The sequence below is a fragment of the Formosa sp. Hel3_A1_48 genome (assembly GCF_001735715.1).
Lineage (GTDB): Bacteria > Bacteroidota > Bacteroidia > Flavobacteriales > Flavobacteriaceae > UBA3537.
On sequence record NZ_CP017259.1, the window covers coordinates 1,021,894 to 1,044,106 of the forward strand.

The window sequence follows — 22,213 nt, forward strand, 5'->3', positions numbered from 1 at the left end:
TTTTAATAGTTTGGATTTTGATCCCAATTACCCGCAGAGAATTGAATCTCTTGAAAAGGGATAGGAAATAATTCATGCTTTCCTGCAACAAAACCATCAATAGCTTGAGCAGCTCTACCCGTACGAACAAGATCAAAGAAACGGTGTCCTTCGCCTAAAAGTTCATGACGTCTTTCATCCAGTATGGCATCTGTCAATGCAGCTCCTGTAGCAGAACTGTTATGACTGCTATCGCCAAATGCACGTTCTCTGACTTGGTTTAAGTACGCCAATGCTTTTGTTTCATCTAAATTACCTCTGTTATTAGCTTCAGCAGCCATCAACAGCACATCGGCATAACGAATGGCTCTGTAGTTATTCGGATTGGTAAGATTTTGATCCCCAATATTTTGATCTCCTTTTCGAGGTAAATATTTACGGTTGTAAAATCCAGTATGTTCATAACCTTCAACATATGTGGCCTCTGTCTCTTCAGCCCAAGCAACGATATCTAAAATAGAAACGTCTTTTCTTGTGTCATCATTGTCAAAATTGTCAAATGCTTCTTGAGTTGGTACATTGAAACTATACCCAGAGTCGTAAGTCGGTCCTGTATGGTTACGTATACCCATAAAACCAACGGCAACATTTCCTTCACTACATTGAAGACAATCAAATCCAGCACCTTCACCATCGGAGTACTGTACCTCAAAAACAGATTCAACACCATTTTCACCGTCATTTTCAAATATTTCTGAATAATCATCAACTAATTGATAAGGACCATTGTCAATCAAATTACCTAAAACAGTTGCAGCATCAGAAAATTTATCTTGATATAAATACGCTTTACCAAGTAAAGCTTGTGCTGCACCTTTTGTTACTCTACCGACTTGAGGGGCGGTATAATCAAGGTTGTTAGCGGCAAAAATTAAATCACTCTCTATGAGCGCATAAACTTCTTCAACTGAATATCTAGGAATAGAGGTTTCGTCTCCTGGTGAAAATCGTTTTCCACCACCTTCAAGTGCGTTAGCGTAGTCCTTAACTGGAATTCCACCAAACCATTTCACCAATTCGAAATGAAAATAAGCTCTTAAAAAACGAACTTCAGCCACCATTTGTACGCGGCCGTCAAAATCTATGTTATTTTGAAATTCTAAGAAATAGTTAGTCCTTTTAACTCCTGCAAACATCCAATTCCATATATCTCTAAGATTTGCATTAACTGGAGTATGGGTCATGTCATCAATTTGTTGGAATCCGACAACATCAGTAGCACTTTCGCCACCACAGAGTGTATTGTCCGAAGCAATCTCTCCTAGTAGATTATTGACATAAGTTGCTTGGAGTAAGTCGTATGCTCCAACAAGTGACATGTAATAATCGTCCTCAGAGTTAAAATAGCCTTCCGAATCAATCAAGTAATTTTCTTCCTCGTCCAAAAACTTGTCTGTACAAGAATAGAGTCCTAGTGTTAGTAGCACTAGCGCTACTAAAGTAAATTTATTGTTTTTTATTGTTTTCATTGTGCTCTATTTTAAAATGAAATATTTAGTCCTAAAAGGAATTGTCTTGTTACAGGATAAAAACCTGGGTCAATTCCTCCACCTATGGCATCTCCAGTAGTTGCCGCTGGGTCAAATCCTTTATACTTTGTAAATGTAAAGGCATTGTTTACAGATCCGTAAACTCTTAGTTTAGAAATCCCAGCTTTTTCAATAGCCGATGAAGGCAAGCTGTATCCTAGTTGAATGTTTTGGATTCTTAAGAAAGAAGCATCTTCAACAAAGAAATCTGAAAATAATTTATTGGAAGTCGCCCCGGTAGTAGCTCTTGGAACTTCATTACTAGTTCCAGGACCGGTCCAACGATCTAAGTAGTAATCTAGTCTATTGACATTTTTTTGATCTCTTTCATAGTTACGTACCATGTCTTTTCCAAGCTCTGCATAAGCATAAGCTGAAAAATCAAAATTCTTATAGTTTATTCCAATATTGAAACCCATAATGTAGTCAGCTATTGGTTTACCTATAAATGTACGGTCATTGGCATCAATCTCACCATCACCATTGACATCCACAAATCTTAGGTCACCCGGTTGAGCTGCATTACCCAAACCTGCTTGAGATGGGTGCGCATCAACTTCAGCCTGACTTTGAAATATTCCATCAGTTTGAAGTCCATAAAAATAACCTATTGGTTGACCAACTTCCATTCGTGATGGAGCTAATTGACCAATCCCGAAAGACCCTCCTTCAATTGCAACATCGCTGTTGATTGAAGTTACTTCTCCGTCAAGATTAGTGACATTGTAACTTACATTGTATGACAAATTATCGTTGATCTCATTTGCATAGTTAAACATCAACTCGAGTCCTTTAATTCTTGTTGTTCCAGCATTTACTATAGGCGTTCCAGAACCAGGAGCTGTGGCTCCAAGAATTCCAGAAAATGGAAGGCCAGGAATTAAAAGGTCTACACGGTCTTCAACAAAATAATCGGCAACAATTTCTAATTTATTATCAAATATTTTCGCATCTAAACCAATATCAAGTTTTTCTGCAGTTTCCCATGAAGCTACAGAATTCGGTAAGGGCCCAAGCGCAGTACCGTTGGTCAAAGTATTATCAAATACATAAGTGGCTTCTCCGTTAAGTGATGCTCTATACAAGTCACTTCCAACTAAGTTTCCTAGTGTACCGTACGATGCTCTCAATTTTAAGAAGTTTATAAAATTAACGTTTTCCATGAACGATTCTTCAGAAACTTTCCAACCAGCAGTTGCTGATTTGAAATAATCTACTCTATAATCTTGAGCAAATGCAGAGGAAGCATCTCTACGCAACATTGCAGAAATTAAATACTTCCCTTTGAAGTCGTACTGAAGACGTGCAAAATAAGACAAAAGTCGGTTATCATATGTGTATGACCCATTTTCTTTAGCCTCATTTGTTCCAGTGGTAAGTGCTATATCAGCAAATGCCCAGGAGTTGTTAGGAACATCATATCCGGTTGCAAATAATCCATCACCCCAATCTTTAGTCACGGCCATACCCAATGTAATTTCAGCATTGTGGTCGTTTAAGAATGTTTTTTTGTAGTTAAGAAAACTATCCCATGTATAAGAATTAAATTGTTCTTTACTTTGATTTACTGTACTTCGTGTTGTGTTGAATACCTTACCTGCTCCATATTCAACAATTGGTGAGAACTTTTTCGCCTTGTCAGAGTATGACTTGAACCCCATACGCGTTGTTGCAGTCAAGCCATCCAAGACTTTATATTCTATTTGGAAATTCCCTTCAATACTACTTCCAAAATAGGAGTTGTAGGTGTCTCTTATCTGAGAAAATGGATTAATAATCTCGTTACCAAAAGCGCCATTCAAATCTTCTTGATCTAAGGCATACAATGGCGAATAACTCAATGCATTAAACAATACTGAGCCTAGGCCAGATTCATTAATGGTTTTGCGCTCATTAGCGAAATAGTTTAGGTTTAGCGTTGTTTTTAAACGTTCATTGACGTCAATTCCTAATCTAAGCTTGACGTTATCTCTTTTGAAGTTGGATTTATTACTCGCAATAATACCTTCTTGATCTAGATGTGATGCTCCAAGGTAATAAGTAATTGCATCAGTTCCACCAGAAAGACTTACATTATGATTTGTGATCATGGCTTGATCAAAAAGGTTGTCTTGCCAATCGTTGTCGTTTTCTAAATTATTTAGATTTGGGTAAGGAATAGTTTCTCCATTTGCAGCATAACTTTCGTTTATTAATGCTGCATACTCTGAACCGTTGAGCAGAGACAATTTCTTAGTGGTCTCTTGAACACCTGAGTATACATTGTAAGACACTTGAGGTGCAGAGTTTTTAGAACCACTTTTTGTGGTGACTAAAATAACACCATTAGCTCCTAATATTCCGTATATAGCGGCTTGTGCGTCCTTAAGAACAGTTAATGATTCAATATCGTCTGGGTTGACGCTATTCATAGAAGCTACATAACCATCTACAATAACAAGAGGATCATTACTGCCATTAGTACTTACACCACGAACAAGAACACGAAATCCACTTCCTGGAGAACCAGATGCTGTAGTTACAGAAACTCCTGCAGATCTACCTTGAAGTGCTTGCGCTACATCGACTGGCTTAAGTTTCTCAATAGTTTCAGACTTGATCATAGAAACTGCTCCTGTAAGATCTTTTCTGCTTTTTGATCCATATCCAATTAGCACAACTTCATCCAAAGATTCGTTATCTTCTTCAAGATTGACTTGCATGTTAGCTGTAGCTGCAAGTTCTTGTGTCTTAAACCCTATGTAAGTAAATACAATAATTGAATTTTGAGAAACACTACTTAATGAGAAATTACCATCAAAGTCAGTGACTGCTCCATTATTTGTGTTTTTTACTAGGACGTTAACTCCAGGAAGCGGCATTCCATCCGCGCTGGATTTTACAGTTCCAGTTACTGAAAACGATTGCGCAAATGCATATGAGGAGCAAAGAGCAATCATCAGTATGGAATAAAATATTCTTTTCATAAAAATCGGTTTGTTTGTTTTTTGTTAAATTTATCATAACATAATGTTGTGGTTGAAAAATTTACCGCTACAAAAAATATACATCTACTAAAAAAATACAAATCGACGTATAAATTATGTTTACAGGTTAGGTTTGGGGAGAGTACTAGAGAATTAAAGTTAAATTGTTTTCTTAAATTACATTATTGTTTGGGTAGTGTATGGTTTTTTTTAAAAAAAAATGAAATTACAACTCTAGAATATAATTCGCTAGGCTTGTTTTTGGTGGTAAATCCATCTTTTTTCGCAAACGATATCGCTTGACCTCAACACTTCTAGGTGATATATTCAGCAACGGTGCTATCTCTTTTGATGATAAATTGAGTCTTAAATACGCACAAAGCTTTAGGTCATTTGGCGTAAGTTTTGGATGGTTTTGTTTGACTAATTTTAAGAAGTCCTTGTCGGCATTGTCAAATGCCTCTTTAAATAATTTCCAGTCGTCAGTATTATTTAGATTTTTATCAATGATTTTTATCACCTTATTGATACCCTGTGAAGAACTCTCTTCCTTGATTGCTGTTTTAATGGTATTTAAAAACTCGTTTTTCTTGATTAAACTCATTGTTGAGATGGCTAGTTCACGATTTTTACTTTCAATATCTAACTCGAGTTTTTCATTTTTTAGTTGCATTAATTTTTGATTAGTTTCTAGCTCATTAAGTGCCATTTCTTTTTGTGACTTAAGTAGCAACTGTTGCTGTTGGCGCTTGTAATATCCTTTGTAAATAATATGGATAATTACAGAAAAAATAAGAAGAAGTATTACATAAATAGCTATAGCTACAGCGGATAAATACCATGGGCGCTTGATAATGAATGGAAAAGAAGCAACATTTATAGTTTCTGTGTCTCCTATTTTGCCTTTAACCTTAAAAACATACTTGCCATAAGGAAGATTTTCAAATATTTGAGTGCTCTGTGGCTGCCAATTAGACCAATCTTCGGACCAGCCTTCTAGCTTATATGCGTAATTCAAGTCTACTATATTTCCATACTGTGGAATGTTATAACTAAAGTTTAGGTTGTTGTTTTTGTAATTTAATGTTGGTGATTGATATAAGTCCAATGTAGTTCTAGGCTCATTATTGACGTTTGCCTGTATGTAGTTTATTTGGATGTTCTGCCGATTTTCCTGCCTTGGAGTATCCACTTTCAGAACGAAATAGCCATTAGAAGACCCCAACAAATAATCAGAATCATTAATTTTTGTGAGGTTTTCAAATCCTACAACTACTTTTCTAAAATTAGGTATCGACACCGGTATTTCCTCCAAGTTTGGCTTATCACTTAAACTTCCAGGACTCATAAGCAAGAGGTTATTGTCGGCAAAACACCATTTGATTTGATCGGTTCCGTTGACATCCAAAATGGTAGATGTTGAATTGTAGCTGTCCAAAACATCAGAAATAAATGGATCTTTGGTAAATGACCCTGTTGAATCATCTAATTTATAAACCCCATTGGCAGAAGTATAATAATAACTGTTTGAGAAATTTATAAAGTTTGAGCCAAAGCCAAAATCAATCGAATCTATTATCCTCGTATCATTTACTTTTTGAAAATCATTGGACAATTCCAAGACATGTAAACCCCGTAATTCGTGATTAACATAAAGCCTTAGTCCATTGAGTTGAAAAAAACGGCTGGAGATATCAAAGCCTTGAATTTTGTTTCGATATTTCCAACGATTGGATTTGTTTTCTAGCACGTGAAGACCAGAATAATTTCCTTGTAAAATTAAATTTGTTTCTTTAATTTTCTTGAAATCCCAAGTTCCATTAGCATCAAATATTTTTGTTTTTATTCTACCATCTGCTACAACTAAAGTTCCTAAATCGTGACCGCAAAAAAGTTGATCATCAATAACTTTTAACACCCATACCTGGCCGCTTGTCCCCTCAACAAAATCAAAATCTCCAGAACTATCTTTTGATTTCTTGAACAGGCCCTGATTTGTGCCAAGATATAAATCATTATTATGAACTACAGAAGTGTAAACAGTCCCTATTTTTCCTTTTGCATCATTATAAACCCTAAATCTTGATGATAAATTCACATGACTTATTCCAATATCCATCCCTAACCAAATATTATTTTTTTGATCTTCAAAAATCGATAGAACCGTATTATTACTCAGTCCTTTTTCATAACTCAATCTGTACTTGAGACGTCCATCATTTTCAATGTGAATCAATCCGTTTGAAATAGTCCCCAAAACCAAACTACCATCACTAAGTTGTTTAGATGTATAAATGGTTAAGTCGTTTGTGTCTATGTTTAATTTCCAAGGGCTAACCTGGTTGTCCTTAACAAAATAAAAGCCATTTTTTGAGGTTATAAAGAGGAGTTTGTTGTCTATTATTGAAATCCCAACAAGTCGTGAAGCTATCAACGACGGATTGTCTGTTACTAATACCTCAATCCCATTAACAATTTTGTATATCCCCTTATTTTTTTTTGCAAAATAAATAATCCCTTCAACATTAAATATATTCCAGATTTCATCTTTCGATTCAATGACACGGGTTTTCTTGGTATCCCTATTGAGCATATAAATTCTGGACAAGGATTGAAATAAAATCCAGTCATCTAGAACTTTAATATTCCAAAACTGTTCTTCTTCCAAAACAGATATACCATACTCCTCAACAAGAGATTGATAAATTAGATCTCCATATTGATTGTGCTCCCAATAACCAAAGTCCATGTAACTGCCCGAGTAAACTTTTGAGCCATCAGCTTTTACAGATCGAACAATAGAGCTGTCATCAGTTGGATGAAGCTTCCACTTTGAACCATTGAATTCAAGAACCCCAGTATTATTAGCAAAATACATTTTCAAATCATCAGATTGGGTAATACCCCAATTTTGATTTGCTGCATTGTATATCTCTGGGGGGAAAGTCATCACAGGGGGATGTTCTTGAGTATGGCCCAAAAAGACAATATGGAAAAAAAGTGTAAATTTTAATAACCTCATTGTTAAACCAATTAAATTGCAAGAAAGTTAAGCTTATCTCTTGATTTGACTTGCAAAATACGAATTTTAAACAAAGTGAAGATAAAATTTAACACCCAAAGAGATACATATGATTTTTACCTACCATACAATAGTGTCAAATAATTATTTTTTAAATTAAAGTACAGCTCTGAGATTTATCATTTCTATATCTGTTAAAGGGATTATTTAGAACTCATTTAAGCTCTATCAACTATACAACAAGATTAAAAAATAACCATACATTAATTATTACATTAAATCACAATAATTGAAATAAAATTCAATAGGTAAAAACGCAAAACAAAATGAAAAAGCAAAGCACCGCCGAAGCGATGCTCTACCAATTAACCAATTTAACTTTGTAATAAGATATTAAATTACAATGTAAATATAGATCAGTATATAATACGCTGCAAGCGCTATGTAACAAACGGCTTATTGATGTAATAAACGGCAATCTGACGTAATAATCGGGAAAAACAAGCATTAAAAAATATGTTTTTTTATGAAAATATTGGGAAATATTAATCACTAATTAATAGTAATACTATTATATTTGCATTGTTTTACTATGGAAAATTCAAACTTGCAAATAAAAATAAGAAGCTCCCTTTTTTCTAAGGACCCTGAATCCTCGGACTTAGGGAGGGACATCATTTCTAAAAGCATTGAAATGATTAATCTTTTGGGGTTTGAATCTTTTACATTCAAGAAACTCGGAGCAGCAATTGGCTCAAATGAAAGCTCAGTTTACCGCTATTTTTCCAATAAACACATGCTATTGGTATACCTTGTAAACTGGTATTGGAGTTGGATGGACTACAAAATTGTTTTAGAAACTTCAAAACTCAACAAAGCAGAAGATAAAATAAAAATGTCCATAGAGCTTCTTGTAGCTGATATCAAACAAGACAGTAATTTTTCTTTCATTAATGAAGTTTTACTCAATAAAATTATTATTACTGAGTCATCCAAAGCGTACCACACAAAAGATGTTGACAACGAAAATGAGAAAGGATTTTATAAAACATATAAACAGGTCGTTCAAAGGGTGAGTGATTTTATTATAGAATACAATCCAAAGTACGAGTTTCCGCACATGTTGGTGTCTACCATTATAGAAGGCGCACACCAACAGCGTTATTTCGCAGAACATCTGCCTGCACTAACGGATGTTGAAAAAGGTCAAAACAACATCATACGCTTTTATACAAACCTCATTATTAGCACATTGAAATGATATTAAAGCCACTTTATAAAGTTTACTTTGCCCGTATTGTTTTTAGCAGTATTCTCGCTCTAACAATTATTCTTCAATCGGCAGCACCCGTTTTCGATTTAAGTTTTGACACAGATTACAATATAAATTGGAACGATTCAGATTCAAGTGAGTCCGATGTAGTTGATGTTGAAGAAAACGAACACAAGAAAGATTTTAACCCTTTACTTCATTTTTATTACCAATCGTGTACATACGGCTTAACCAATGCATGCTATCGTTTGCATAAACATTCTAACATACAACTAGATATAAATTTACCTCCTCCTGAGCAGTTTTGTGTCTAAATTGTAAAAAGACAGTCTCTTTCGTAAAACTATCACAAACATCATTAACCTAATTAATCTTTTTTTTAAAAAATTAAGAAAACCAATTTATAATTAATCATGAATCATTTAAGTCCTTTTAAAAATTTAAAATCTGATATTCCTGCTAGTATTGTTGTATTCTTTGTTGCACTCCCTTTATGCTTAGGTATAGCCTTAGCCAGTGGTGCCCCATTGTTTTCTGGCCTAATTGCTGGAATTATTGGGGGTATTGTTGTTGGATTACTCAGCGGCTCTGCTATTGGAGTTAGCGGCCCAGCAGCGGGATTAGCAGCTATCGTTTTAACCTCTATTGGAACGCTTGGCGGTTTCGAAAACTTTTTACTTGCTGTTGTTCTAGGTGGTGTCATACAAGTTCTTTTTGGTGTACTCAAGGCTGGAGTAATTGGCTATTACTTTCCTTCATCTGTGATCAAGGGCATGTTAACAGGAATAGGAATCATCATTATCATAAAACAAATTCCTTATTTCTTTGGCTACGACAAAGTACTTGCTGCAAATGCAAGTTTTACAGAAATGTCTAACTTCATTAGCCCTGGAGCTACACTTATCGCCTTTATCGGCCTAGGCATCTTAATTTTGTGGAATACTTGGTTGAGTAATGCGCATAAATTTTTTCAAATCATACAAGGCCCAGTTGTGGCAGTTGGAGTAGGAATATTATATTTTATATTAACTAAAAATAATCCCAGCTGGCAAATAGAATCGGCCTTATTGGTGAATGTTCCAATACCAGGTGATATCAACTCGTTTCTTGGGCAATTTTCTAGTCCTGATTTCAGTCAAATAAGTAATCCTGAAATTTGGTTAACAGCCTTCACAATCGCACTTGTGGCAAGTTTAGAAACCTTACTATGTGTTGAAGCCACAGATAAATTAGATCCAAGAAAAAGAGTTACTCCGACAAACAGGGAGCTTTTTGCACAAGGAACCGGAAATATTATTTCGGGCTTAATTGGGGGGCTCCCAATTACACAAGTTATTGTACGCAGTTCAGCGAATATTCAATCTGGTGGAAAAACAAAAACATCGGCAATTGTCCATGGTTTTTTGTTGTTGCTTTCAGTATTAATTATTCCAAAGCTTCTTAACAATATTCCGTTATCCGTTCTTGCATCCATATTATTAGTTGTTGGATATAAGCTTGCTAAACCTAAACTATTTATTTCTATATACAAGCAAGGATGGAAGCAGTTTGTTCCGTTCATAGTTACCGTACTTGGAATCATCTTTACAGATCTTCTAATTGGAATTGGACTAGGATTAGCGGTTGGTGTAATTGTTGTTCTTATTAAAAGCTTCCAAAACTCGCACTTTTTACACATAGAAGACAAAAGCAATGGAGTCCGAAAATTAAAAATGACTCTTGCAGAAGAAGTTACATTTATAAATAAAGGAGCAATTCTCAAAGAACTAGAAGCGATTGAAAAAGATACTAATCTAGAAATTGATGTTCGAAAAACACGTTTTTTAGACTATGATATTATTGAAATTCTCGAAGATTTCTCACTCAAAGCCAAAAATAGAAATATTGATATCACTCTAATATCTGAACGTGGAACAGTAAAAAACCCCGAAAGTTTTATTGAATTTTTTAAACTACGCCCTACGGCATAATAATTTATAACAATTAAAATATAAAAATAATGAACGCACACACAAAAGATACACAAGATAAAATGACTCCTCAACTAGCAAAGAATACTTTAGTTGAAGGCAACACACGTTTTGTTCAAGGCCAACAAGCTGGTCGAGACCTTATGAGTCAAGTGAAACAAACAAGTACTGGACAATATCCGTTTGCTACTGTATTGAGTTGTATAGATTCAAGAGTTTCGTCCGAGCTAATATTTGATCAAGGAATTGGTGATATATTCAGTGTTAGAATTGCTGGGAATTTCGTCAACGAGGACATTCTTGGAAGTATGGAATTTGCCTGCAAATTGGCAGGAACAAAATTGGTTGTTGTATTAGGGCATACTGCCTGTGGCGCTGTAAAAGGAGCTTGTGATCATGCGCGCCTAGGAAACCTCACGGCTTTAATAAATAAAATTGAACCTGCTGTAGAAGCCGTTACTGAACCAACAGATGAAAGCCAAAGAAACTCATCCAACATCGATTTTGTCAATGAAGTAGCAAAAAAGAATGTATATATGACTATTGACAACATTCGTGAATCAAGCCAAGTTCTAAAAGAAATGGAAGATGCTGGCGAAATTGAAATCGTTGGGGGTATGTATGACATAAAAACTGGAGAAGTAATATTTTATTAATCTATGAAACTCAGATTTATATTGAGCATTGGCCTTCTTTTTTGGGGGTCAATGTTTGTTAAAGCTCAAACCGACACTGGAAATTGGCTGATGTATTTTGGCACTAATAAAGTCAGTGAAAAATTCAGTATTCACACAGAAGCTCAATACAGAAATCATACCATTAGCCCTACAAATATAGAACAGCTATTGCTTCGTACTGGGCTAAATTACCATTTCAGGCCCAACGCATCGGCAACTTTTGGTTACGCACATATTGGCAACTATGAATACGACTCTGAAAGGAAAAGTCCAGAAGTTGAAGAGCATCGTATATGGCAACAGTTTTTGACCACCAATACCATTGGTCGGGTAAAACTGGAACATCGTTATCGGCTGGAAGAACGTTTTGTAGAAGATGATTTCAAAATGCGCTTTCGCTATCGATTAATGGTTTTTATACCTCTAAATCGTCCTAAAATAGAAGCGGGAGCTCTATACTTAGGTATTTATGATGAGCTATTCATAAATGATAAACGGAATTTTTTTGATCGCAACCGATTGTACGGAGGATTAGGCTACCAATATGCAAACAACATACACTTTCAAGTAGGTCTATTGCGCCAAGAAGTACAAACTACTGCCAAAACATTTTTGCAGTTTGGCTTGATTTTTAATACAGACTTAAGAAATACTAAGAATTAATTTAATTTTGGAAACTTGGCTTTGATTTTGTTCAAAGCCAAGTTATCTATACCGCCAATATGCTTGTGTTTATGTCGTGTACCGCATGCATAAGATCCGTCTTGAACTTGTGCCCCAATAGTTTGGTAAGCTTCCCTAAACGTCGCGCCATTTTGTACCAGTGAATTGATGCTGTCTACAGTAAATAAATACTTATACTTATCATCATCCAAATTCACGGATTTAACTTCAATCTGTTTCAGTCCATAATCAAAAATAGACAATACTGTTTTTAGTGTCTCAAAAGCTGAAATCATTGGCGATTTTAATAATTGAAAATCCCGATGGTAGCCGCTTGGTAAATTGTTTGTCATCAATTGTATTTGAGACGACAATCCTTGTAAGCCATTACATTTCGAACGTATTAATTCAAACACATCTGGATTTTTTTTGTGCGGCATGATGCTACTCCCTGTTGTAAGCTCTTCTGGAAAGCTGATAAAATCAAAATTTTGACTCATGTACAAGCAGATATCCATTGCAAACTTGGAAAGAGTAAATGCTAGGTTTCCTAAACTCGATGCAATTATTTGTTCGTTTTTCCCTCTTGACATTTGAGCAGATACAACATTGTATTTTAAATCTGAAAAATTCAGTAATTCTGTTGTCATCTCACGATCAATTGGGAAGGAGCTCCCATAGCCAGCTGCAGAACCTAATGGATTTTGATCCACAACTTTTTGTGCTGATTGAAGCACTATAACATCGTCAATAAGAGATTCGGCATAAGCCGAAAACCAAAGCCCAAAAGACGATGGCATAGCCACTTGAAGATGCGTATAACCAGGCAATAATTCTGACTTATGTTGTTCTGCTAAATTCAATAATGTATCAAACAAGACTTTAACTTGCTTTTGAATGCTTTTCAAATTATCTTTATAATACAACTGCAAAGCCACCAAAACTTGATCATTTCTTGAGCGTGCAGTATGTATTTTTTTTCCAGCAGTGCCAATACGCTGGGTTAGCTCGTGCTCAATTTTAGAGTGAACATCCTCAAACTGATTTTCGATTTTAAAAATACCGCGCTTTTCTTCTTCTAAAAGTTTGCCGATAGCGCGCTCAACTTGTTCAAGCTCACCCTTGTCTAAAATTCCAATATGGGCTAACATTTTGGCATGTGCAAGGGAGGCTTGTAAATCGTACTTAGCAATATACAAGTCAATGTCTCGATCATCTCCAACCGTAAACGCTTCAATAGTTTTATCAATAGATACTCCTTTGTCCCAAAGTTTCATAGATTATAGTATTTTATTTAATAATTGGATATATAATGCAATCCCTTCTTCAATTTCATGTACGTAAATAAACTCATCAGCTGTGTGCGATCGAGTACTGTCTCCAGGGCCTAACTTCAGTGAATGACAACTCAACACCGCCTGATCTGAAAGAGTTGGCGAACCGTATGTTTCTCTCCCCAACTCAATCCCCGCCTGGACTAACGGGTGGTTTTTAGAAATACTAGAGGAATTTAAATTTGTACTTCGCGCTGTTACTTTTGCATTTGGCAAATGCTCTTGTAGGAGAGCTACAATTTGAGCATTAGAATAACAATCGTTCACGCGCACATCTACCACCATAACAACCTTTGCTGGAACGGCATTATGTTGCTGACCCGCATTAATTTGTGTCAGTGTCATCTTTACACGGCCCAAAGCCTCAGATTCTTGTTCAAATTGATAGGTCTTTATCCATTCCATCACTGGAATGGCATTGTATAGTGCGTTGTTCTCATTGGGGTGAGCGGCATGACTCGGCGTTCCTGATACCTCAACATCAAAAACCACCAAACCTTTTTCGGCAACTGCCAAATGCATTTGAGTAGGCTCACCAACTATAGCTACATCAATTTTTGGAACAATGCTAAGCATAGAATTGAGGCCATTTGGCCCACTACTTTCTTCTTCTGCTGAGCCCACGAAAACCAAGTTATAAGCCAATGAATCCCGATCATAAAAATAAGTAAAGGTTGCTAAAAGTGACACCAAACACCCCCCTGCATCGTTACTCCCAAGACCATAAAGCTTGCCATCTTCAATATGTGCATCAAAAGGGTTTTTAGTGTACCCACTGTTTGGTTTCACGGTATCATGATGAGAATTGAGCAAAAGTGTGGGTTTTGCTGTATCAAAAGATTTATTAGTTGCCCAAACGTTATTTTGATAGCGATTGTATGGGATTTCGAACCTTTGAAACCATCGTTCCAAAAGCAAGGCCGTTGGGTCTTCTTCAGATGAAAATGAAGGCGTTTCTATCAAGTTCTTTAATAATTTAATAGCCGACTGAGTAAGAGTGTCTATGGTTATCATAGTGTTAAAGTTGTGTAGTTGTTAGAATCCCCCGAAAGCATACTTGGCTGACCAATACATACCCTCGAAACCTGATGTTGTAAAGCTTCAAAGCAATTTTGTAATTTTGGCAACATTCCGTCTGTAACTAATCCTGATTTTACAAGTTCATCATATATCGGCTTATCTATTGCTTTTATTAATGAATTTTCATCATTCTTGTCTTTTAAAACTCCTTGTTTTTCAAAACAGTAATATAATGTAACATCAAAAATATCGGCTAGAGATTTTGCTATTGAAGCGGCAATAGTGTCTGCATTGGTGTTGAGTAATTGTCCTTTTTTATTGTGCGTAATAGCAGAAAAAACTGGCGTTAATCCTGCACTTAACAACATTGAAATATAGTCCGAATTTACATTTTGAATATCCCCCACAAATCCATAATCAACATCCAAAACAGGCCGTTTTACAGATTGAATAGAATTAGCATCAGCTCCAGAGCAACCTATAGCGTTACACCCCAGCGCTTGTAGCTGAGCTACTATCGAAGTGTTTATTTTTCCAGCATAAACCATAGTGATTACTTCAAGAGTATTAACATCTGTAATACGCCGTCCATCCACCATTTGAACCTCTAATTGCATTTTTTTTGATAATTCTGTCGCTGATTTCCCACCACCATGTACCAATAGTTTAGATCCATCAATAGCAGCAAATTGAGACAAAAATGAATTTTTGGCTTCAGGATCATCTAAAATATGACCTCCTATTTTTACAATACTTAGTGACTGTTTCATAATGATTCTAAAATTTGTTTCAACACAATTTGAGCAGCAAAAGTTCGGTTATTAGATTGGTCGATGCATAAAGACTTTGGGCTATCAAGTACAGCGTCCTCTACCACAACGTTTCGTCGGACTGGAAGGCAATGCATAAATTTAGCTTTGCCAATTTTCTCTTCTGTAATCATCCAATTTGATTTTGGTTTTAGAATTTTTCCATAATCAGTAAAACAGCTCCAGTTTTTGGCGTAAATAAAATCAGCATTTTTAAAAGCTTCTATTTGGTTATTGGATACAGCTGTGTGTTTTACAATTGATGGATCCAAATCATAGCCTTCAGGATGAACTATACTAAAATCCACATCTTGAAGCTGCATGGTCCGCACAAAAGAATTGGCAACTGCATGCGGTAAAGCTTTTGGATGTGGGGCCCATGAAAGCACAACCTTTGGCTTGATTTTATCACTTTGCTCTGCAATGGTAATGGCATCCGCTAAACCTTGCAAAGGATGAGCTGTAGCGCTTTCCATATTGATTAGAGGAACTGATGCATAAGCAGCAAAGGCATTCAAAACCCACTCGGACTGATCCTTGACCTTGTCTGTCAAAGTTGGAAATGCTCTTACACCAATAATGGTGGCGTATTGAGAAATGACTTGAGCGGCCTCTTTTATATGTTCCGAAGACTGTAAGTCCATAACCGCACCTTCTTCAAACTCTAATTGCCATGCGTCATTGACATTCAAAACAATGACACTCATTCCCAAATTTTTAGCTGCCAACTCTGTGCTTATTCGCGTTCTTAAACTTGCATTAAAAAACAATAAGACTAAAGTCTTTTGAGTACCGAGACTACTGTACGCATATGGATTGGCTTTTAGTGCAAGGGCATCTTGAACGGTTTTGTTCAAATCTTTAATACTTTTGATGTTTAAAAAGTGATTCATAATTCTTGTTTTAGAGCGCTGAAAAAAGTATCGATATGTTCCTTTTTGATCGTTAAAGGAGGTAAAATGCGTATTAAATTTGGGTTTTTGGAACTTCCTGTAAATATCCTGTGGTTAAACAGCAGTGATTTCCTTAATTGAGCAACCGGGAATTCAAATTCCAATCCGAGCATCAAACCTCTACCCTTAAGTTGAACAATTTGAGGAATATCTTTGACAAGTTGCCTAAAATAGAGCTCCATTTGTTGTGCATTATTCATCAAATTTTGACCCTTTAACACGTCTAAAACACTAAGAGTAGCCGCACAGGCCAAGTGATTTCCTCCAAAGGTTGTTCCTAAAAGTCCGTAAGACGCTTCGATCTCTGGATGAATCAAAATACCCCCGACTGGAAATCCGTTGCCCATACCTTTGGCCATAGAAATAATATGCGGGGTAATACCATGTTTTTGAAAAGCAAAAAAATCTCCGCTTCGGCCAAAACCAGATTGCACCTCATCGGCAATGAGTACAGCACCATAAGTTTTACAAAGCATTTCTAGTCCTTGACAAAACGCTGTAGTAGTTTGATCTAACCCACCTACTCCTTGAATACATTCAATAATAACAGCACAGGTTTCTCCTTTTTTAAGCGTGTTCTCTACCGCCTCCAAATCCCCTAATGGATGAAAATCTACTTTTTGCTGTGCATTAAGTGGTGCTATAATATTTGTATTGTCCGTGCTCGCTACTGCTGCAGAGGTCCGCCCATGAAAAGAATTTTCAAAGGCAATAATGGATGCTTTGTTGGTATGAAATGAGGCTAACTTTAAAGCATTTTCATTGGCCTCTGCCCCCGAACTACACAGAAATAATTCGTAATTTTGACATCCAGAATCTATGGCCAATTCTTTGGCCAATTCAATTTGTAATGGGTTTTTAACCGCATTACTATAAAAACCAATTTGGTTCAGCTGTTGAGTTATGCTCTCAACATATTTAGGATGAGCATGCCCAATAGAAATCACAGCATGACCGCCGTAGAGATCCAAATATTGTGTGTCTTGATCATCAAAAACATAGACATCTCTTGCACGAACTGGCGTTACATCAAATAATGGATAAACATCAAATAATTTCATACTTGATTGGTTTTTATAGCATTAATTTTCTGAAATGAAGCTACCATTCCTTGAATCAAAGAAGAGCTTAAACCCTTGTGTTCCATTTCATTCAATCCTTCAATAGTACAGCCCATTGGTGTGGTCACTTTATCTATTTCTTCTTCGGGGTGATGTCCATTTTGTATCAAGAGTTGCGCTGCGCCTTCACTGGTATGCATAGCCAAGCGTTGCGCTTCTTTAGCATCAAAGCCCAATTGAATAGCGGCTTGAGTTGTGGCACGAATCAAGCGCATCCAAAAAGCAATACCGCTAGCACACACTACTGTTGCGGCTTGCATTTGCTCTTCCGGAATACAAATTGTTGCTCCAAGTCTATTGAAAATAGCTTCGGCAACAGATAATCTTGATTTGCCTGTTTGATTACTGCACAAGCAGGTCATGGATTTACCAACAGCAATAGCTGTGTTAGGCATCGCTCTTATGATGTAATTTTGAGCACCAACTATACTTTCTATTTTAGAAATAGAAAATCCGGTTATAGTCGAAATCACAATGTGCTTTTCTGTAAGATGTGACGCAATTGATTCTAAAATAGATTGTAAATGCGCGGGCTGAACAGCAAAAATCAGAATATCAGAATTCTGTACAGCTTTGCTATTGTCCGCCGTTAGATGAACATTCTTGTAGCCTTCAAACTCTTGCAGTGCTTCTAGCCCTCTTCGCGTTAAATATAAAGATGTAATGGCGTTGTTGATAATAAGCCCTTTAGCAATCGAGCGCCCTAGGTTACCTGTTCCAATAATTGCTATTTTCATAGTTTATAAAGTGTATAATTGAGTGTTAATTCTTCTCCTTTTGAAATTGATCTAATTGTTTTCACAAATCTGTCTTCGCTTATGAAAATTGTCTCCAAATTTGGAGCTTCTGAATGATTAATAAAACCCCCTAACGGTGTTCTTATAAAACCATTTTCAAATCGATTGTCACGAACATGTGAAATACCTAAAATTACCCCCTTCTTGATATCCTCAGAAGCGAATAAGCCCAAACCTTCTATTTTTGATTTGGCAATTGTAAGCTCTTTTGGTAGTGGTCTGTAAGTCATGATTAGAAATAGCTTGCTTTGAGTTTTAGTCCTGTTTTTTCTTCAATTCCAAACATCAAATTCATGTTTTGAATAGCTTGGCCTGAAGCGCCTTTTAAAAGATTATCGATAGCACTAGTTATGAGTAGTTTATTGTTGTATTTCGTAAGATGAAGTATACATTTATTGGTGTTTACCGCCTGCTTGAGATGGACTTCATTTTCAGAAATAATGGTGAAAGGTGCATCTTTATAAAAAGACTGATAAAGCGATTGAATGGTCTCTAAGCTTTCATCAAGTTCTAAGTATAAGGTCGCAAAAATTCCACGAGAAAAATTCCCTCTATTTGGAATAAAGTTTAGCGCAGAATCAAACTCTTTTTGTAGTGAAACTAAAGACTCTTTAATTTCCCCTAGATGTTGATGCCCAAAGGCTTTGTAGTACGAAAAATTATTATCACGCCATGTATAATGAGTTGTGGCGGAAAGTTTTGTTCCAGCACCTGTAGCGCCTGTAACAGCGTTGATATGTACTGGGTTTTGAATCAAATGATGAGCTGCCAACGGCAATAGCGCCAGCTGAATCGCTGTTGCAAAACAGCCAGGATTAGCAATATAATTAGCCTTTATTATCTCCTTTTTATTTAATTCGGGCAGCCCGTATATAAATTGTTTAGCTTGAAAATTAGCTGAAGTTTTTAACCTAAAATCATGACTCAAGTCTATGATTTTTGTACAACTTGAAAACTCATGGGCCTCTAAAAACGCTTTTGAATTACCATGCCCTAAACACAAAAACAAAACGTCTATATTTGGATTTATTTGATCTGAAAACTGTATAGAAGTTTCGCCTAACAAATCTTGATGAATAGCACTCAATAGTCGCCCCGCACTTGATGTGCTGTACACAAAATTTATGACAGCTTTTGGGTGATTTAACAACAATCGTATTAGCTCACCAGCAGTGTATCCTGCTCCACCAATTATTCCAACTTGTATCATGATTTTGAATTTAAATTTTGAATAATTTTATTTTGATTGGCCGTTATTTTTATAAATCCTTTCGCATCGTCGGCAGTCCATGCAGTATTCATTTCGCCATAGCTTGCAAAATTAGAGTTCATTAAGTCATAATCAGATGTAATACCCTCTATTGTAAAATGATAAGGCTTCAAAACAACGGTGACATCTCCACTAACACTAGCCTGACTGGATTGAAAAAATGCTTCCATATCACGCAGCACAGGATCAAGGTATTGACCCTCATGAAGATGCATCCCATAGTAACTAGCCATACTGTCTTTGTGTTGCAGTTGCCATTTGGAAAGGGTGTGTTTTTCTAACAAATGATGGGCTTTGATGATGATCAGAGCTGCAGCAGCTTCAAAACCAACACGGCCTTTGATACCCACTATGGTATCGCCAACATGAATGTCTCTGCCAATGGCGTATGCTGATGCTAGTTCATTAAGCATTTGAATATTGACAACCGGAGTGTTTTCTACATCATCTACAGCGACTAATTCTCCCTTTTGAAAACTAAGTTTCACCAAAGTTTGTGCGTTGTTTTTGAGTGGAGAAGGGTAAGCTTCTTCTGGCAAAGCCAAGTGAGATGTCAAGGTTTCATCACCGCCTACACTCGTCCCCCAAAGGCCTTTATTAATAGAATATTTAGCTTTATCCCAAGCCAAGTCAACCCCCTTAGATTTTAAATACGTGATTTCATCTTCCCTACTTAATTTATTATCACGAATAGGGGTGATAATTTCAATTTCTGGTGCCAAGGTTTGAAAAATCATATCAAAACGCACTTGATCGTTTCCTGCTCCTGTGCTTCCGTGTGCAATGTATTTAGCGTTTATAGATTTGGCATAGGTTACTATTTCTATGGCTTGGATTATGCGCTCAGCACTGACGGAAAGTGGATAGGTATTATTTTTGAGAACATTTCCAAAAATTAAATACTTAACAACTTTTTGATAAAATTGCTCTGTGGCTTGAATATTTTTGTAGGCAAACGCACCCATTTTATAGGCTTTTACCTTAATGGATTCAATTTCATTTTTAGTGAAACCCCCTGTATTTACACTAACGGCATGAACCTCATAACCAAGATCTTGTGACAGATGTACTGCACAATAAGAGGTATCCAAGCCGCCACTGTAGGCCAAAACTAATCTGTGTTTAGAATTCATTTTATTGTTTTTTAAGAAAAAGAGTTTGTTTAATACTTTTTAAGCGTTTAAAAGTTGAAGTCTTAATTTTTTTTGGACGTTTCTTTTTTTGCTGTTTTGGATCGAACAACATTCCGGTGCACAAGCACATTGATTGCTCAGTACGCTGTAAAACATCATAATTTTTACAAGTTTGACAGCCCTTCCAAAAAGACGGCTCCTTAGTCAACTCAGAGAAGGTCACAGGTTTGTACCCCAAATCCGTATTAAGTTTCATCACGGCCAGCCCTGTGGTAATGCTAAACACCTTTGCTTTTGGGTATTTAGTTCTAGAGTGATCGAATACCAATTGTTTGATTTTTTTTGCTAATCCCTGGTTTCTATAATCAGGATGTACAATTAGACCAGAATTGGCTACAAATCGCTGGTGGTCCCAAGTTTCGATGTAACAAAATCCAGCAAATTTATCCCCATCTAACGCAATAACTGCATCACCTTGATCCATCTTTTTACAAATGTATTCGGGAGAGCGCTTGGCAATACCTGTACCTCTGACTTGTGCAGCAGATTCAATAGTGGCACAAATAACTTGTGCATAAATATGATGTGATTTATCTGTGATAACTAGTTTCATTATCAGAAGATTAATTAGAGTTAAAGCTTAAAGAAAATTGAAAAGGAAGAACCGGACTCACCTAAGTTCCAAAAATTATAAATACACCCTAAGGGCGACGACGGTAGTGACGCGGACACAATGGAGCACTACTCGGTAGAGTTAGTGAACAAATGTTTGATAGTAAAAACTTTGTGTCAATCATGATAATTTTATAACGGGGTAAAACTATAAATTAATTTTTTATTTGAAACTCCGAATCCAAATTATTTTCAAAAATTAAAGAATTGTCATTTGAAAATAAAAATATTAACTATTTATCAATTAAAATTCTGCAAATCAAACAAAACTTAAAAATAGGCACAAAAAAACCACCCAAAGGTGGCTTTTGTTGTGATTTATTATGGTGAAATACTAATTATCTGAAGCTGGAAGTCGCTGGTAAACATAAAACTTATCAACTTTACCATTCTCAAAATATACATCTGACAAATGAATAACACTCCTATCTTGACCCTCAACTGTCATTGTAACTTGTGCCCCAGTGACCACCCACTGCCCATCTTTTTGAGCTTGCAAATCATTAACTTTCATTGGAAATGAGAAAAATGTATTCCATTTTGGATTTGCTCCTTCAAACCATTCCGCCAAAAATGCTGCATGTGCTTTTTTACCTTTAATATATTCTCCATTTGGGCCCCAAATTTGTATTGACTCAGATTCCATTTCCATAATGGCTTCAATATCCCTGCTGTTATGGACTGCAATATATTCATCCCACAATTTTACAACAGAATTATCTCCAGAGGAAGCTGTATAGGTTCGATTTGGTGTTTTTAAATAACCAACTTCTCTGTCGACTTCCACAGCGCTTTCTGGGGGTGAAGTTTTTTTTGTATTACCAATACTAATGGCACAAGAAGACATTAAGATTAACGTCATACTAAGCAATGCTACTCTGTTCATTGTTTTATGTTTTTAAAAGATTAATGACCTAAATATAAAAAAAATTAGTTGTAAATTAAAAGTTAATTTAATAGATTTA

At 36.0% G+C, this 22,213-nt stretch carries 19 protein-coding genes; 5 read left to right on the forward strand and 14 right to left on the reverse strand.

The window, feature by feature from the left end; genetic code table 11:
* Window positions 1–2: 2 nt before the first annotated feature.
* The 3 genes from FORMA_RS04650 to FORMA_RS04660 all read right to left on the reverse strand — a co-directional run bounded on the left by FORMA_RS04650 (window position 3) and on the right by FORMA_RS04660 (window position 7,556).
* The gene (locus FORMA_RS04650) at window positions 3–1,508 is read right to left on the reverse strand and encodes a RagB/SusD family nutrient uptake outer membrane protein (protein WP_069674559.1); all 1,506 of its coding nucleotides are present in this window, start codon (window positions 1,506–1,508) and stop codon (window positions 3–5) included.
* 11 nt (window positions 1,509–1,519) lie between these two features.
* The gene (locus FORMA_RS04655) at window positions 1,520–4,534 is read right to left on the reverse strand and encodes a SusC/RagA family TonB-linked outer membrane protein (RefSeq protein WP_069674560.1); all 3,015 of its coding nucleotides are present in this window, start codon (window positions 4,532–4,534) and stop codon (window positions 1,520–1,522) included.
* A 226-nt stretch (window positions 4,535–4,760) separates the two neighbouring features.
* Window positions 4,761–7,556 carry a helix-turn-helix and ligand-binding sensor domain-containing protein gene (locus FORMA_RS04660; protein WP_069674561.1) on the reverse strand — a complete coding sequence of 932 codons (2,796 nt, stop codon included), beginning with the start codon at window positions 7,554–7,556 and terminating at the stop codon, window positions 4,761–4,763.
* Window positions 7,557–8,148: 592 nt separating this feature from the next.
* Between FORMA_RS04660 and FORMA_RS04665 the strand changes: the two genes are divergently transcribed.
* The 5 genes from FORMA_RS04665 (at window position 8,149) to FORMA_RS04685 (ending at window position 12,139) form a co-directional block, all read left to right on the forward strand.
* The gene (locus FORMA_RS04665) at window positions 8,149–8,817 is read left to right on the forward strand and encodes a TetR/AcrR family transcriptional regulator (protein WP_069674562.1); all 669 of its coding nucleotides are present in this window, start codon (window positions 8,149–8,151) and stop codon (window positions 8,815–8,817) included.
* The gene (locus FORMA_RS04670; RefSeq protein ID WP_069674563.1) at window positions 8,814–9,143 is read left to right on the forward strand and encodes a hypothetical protein; all 330 of its coding nucleotides are present in this window, start codon (window positions 8,814–8,816) and stop codon (window positions 9,141–9,143) included. The genes FORMA_RS04665 and FORMA_RS04670 overlap by 4 nt, the downstream gene beginning before the upstream one ends.
* A gap of 99 nt (window positions 9,144–9,242) precedes the next feature.
* Window positions 9,243–10,799 (forward strand): SulP family inorganic anion transporter, encoded by a 1,557-nt coding sequence (locus FORMA_RS04675; RefSeq protein WP_069674564.1) that lies wholly within the window; start codon window positions 9,243–9,245, stop codon window positions 10,797–10,799.
* A 29-nt stretch (window positions 10,800–10,828) separates the two neighbouring features.
* On the forward strand, window positions 10,829–11,455 hold the full coding sequence (locus FORMA_RS04680) for a carbonic anhydrase family protein (protein ID WP_069674565.1): 627 nt from the start codon (window positions 10,829–10,831) through the stop codon (window positions 11,453–11,455).
* A 3-nt stretch (window positions 11,456–11,458) separates the two neighbouring features.
* Window positions 11,459–12,139, forward strand: coding sequence for a DUF2490 domain-containing protein (locus FORMA_RS04685; RefSeq protein ID WP_083236557.1), 681 nt, complete (start codon window positions 11,459–11,461; stop codon window positions 12,137–12,139).
* Here FORMA_RS04685 and argH read toward each other — a convergent pair.
* The 11 genes from argH to FORMA_RS04740 all read right to left on the reverse strand — a co-directional run bounded on the left by argH (window position 12,136) and on the right by FORMA_RS04740 (window position 22,134).
* A complete protein-coding gene (gene argH / locus FORMA_RS04690) occupies window positions 12,136–13,416 on the reverse strand; it encodes an argininosuccinate lyase (RefSeq protein ID WP_069674566.1) in 1,281 nt (426 codons plus the stop codon). The two genes, FORMA_RS04685 and argH, sit on opposite strands and share 4 nt — an antisense overlap.
* A 3-nt stretch (window positions 13,417–13,419) precedes the next feature.
* Window positions 13,420–14,487 (reverse strand): M20 family metallo-hydrolase, encoded by a 1,068-nt coding sequence (locus FORMA_RS04695; RefSeq protein WP_197500746.1) that lies wholly within the window; start codon window positions 14,485–14,487, stop codon window positions 13,420–13,422.
* The gene (gene argB, locus FORMA_RS04700) at window positions 14,484–15,263 is read right to left on the reverse strand and encodes an acetylglutamate kinase (RefSeq protein ID WP_069674567.1); all 780 of its coding nucleotides are present in this window, start codon (window positions 15,261–15,263) and stop codon (window positions 14,484–14,486) included. The genes FORMA_RS04695 and argB overlap by 4 nt, the downstream gene beginning before the upstream one ends.
* Entirely contained in the window at window positions 15,260–16,195 is a 936-nt protein-coding gene (locus tag FORMA_RS04705; protein WP_069674568.1) for an N-acetylornithine carbamoyltransferase, read from the reverse strand. The genes argB and FORMA_RS04705 overlap by 4 nt, the downstream gene beginning before the upstream one ends.
* Window positions 16,192–17,316, reverse strand: a complete 1,125-nt coding sequence (locus FORMA_RS04710; RefSeq protein ID WP_069674569.1) for an aspartate aminotransferase family protein — start codon at window positions 17,314–17,316, stop codon at window positions 16,192–16,194. The genes FORMA_RS04705 and FORMA_RS04710 overlap by 4 nt, the downstream gene beginning before the upstream one ends.
* Window positions 17,313–18,113 carry a pyrroline-5-carboxylate reductase gene (gene proC / locus FORMA_RS04715; RefSeq protein WP_069674570.1) on the reverse strand — a complete coding sequence of 267 codons (801 nt, stop codon included), beginning with the start codon at window positions 18,111–18,113 and terminating at the stop codon, window positions 17,313–17,315. The genes FORMA_RS04710 and proC overlap by 4 nt, the downstream gene beginning before the upstream one ends.
* Window positions 18,110–18,403 carry an SET domain-containing protein-lysine N-methyltransferase gene (locus FORMA_RS04720; protein WP_069674571.1) on the reverse strand — a complete coding sequence of 98 codons (294 nt, stop codon included), beginning with the start codon at window positions 18,401–18,403 and terminating at the stop codon, window positions 18,110–18,112. The genes proC and FORMA_RS04720 overlap by 4 nt, the downstream gene beginning before the upstream one ends.
* A 2-nt stretch (window positions 18,404–18,405) precedes the next feature.
* Window positions 18,406–19,383, reverse strand: coding sequence for an N-acetyl-gamma-glutamyl-phosphate reductase (gene argC, locus FORMA_RS04725; protein ID WP_069674572.1), 978 nt, complete (start codon window positions 19,381–19,383; stop codon window positions 18,406–18,408).
* The gene (locus FORMA_RS04730) at window positions 19,380–20,576 is read right to left on the reverse strand and encodes an argininosuccinate synthase (protein WP_069674573.1); all 1,197 of its coding nucleotides are present in this window, start codon (window positions 20,574–20,576) and stop codon (window positions 19,380–19,382) included. Before FORMA_RS04730 ends, argC begins: the two co-directional genes overlap by 4 nt.
* Window position 20,577: 1 nt before the next feature.
* The gene (locus FORMA_RS04735; protein ID WP_069674574.1) at window positions 20,578–21,189 is read right to left on the reverse strand and encodes a GNAT family N-acetyltransferase; all 612 of its coding nucleotides are present in this window, start codon (window positions 21,187–21,189) and stop codon (window positions 20,578–20,580) included.
* Between the two features lie 393 nt (window positions 21,190–21,582).
* Window positions 21,583–22,134, reverse strand: coding sequence for a YybH family protein (locus FORMA_RS04740; RefSeq protein WP_083236558.1), 552 nt, complete (start codon window positions 22,132–22,134; stop codon window positions 21,583–21,585).
* Window positions 22,135–22,213: the final 79 nt, after the last annotated feature.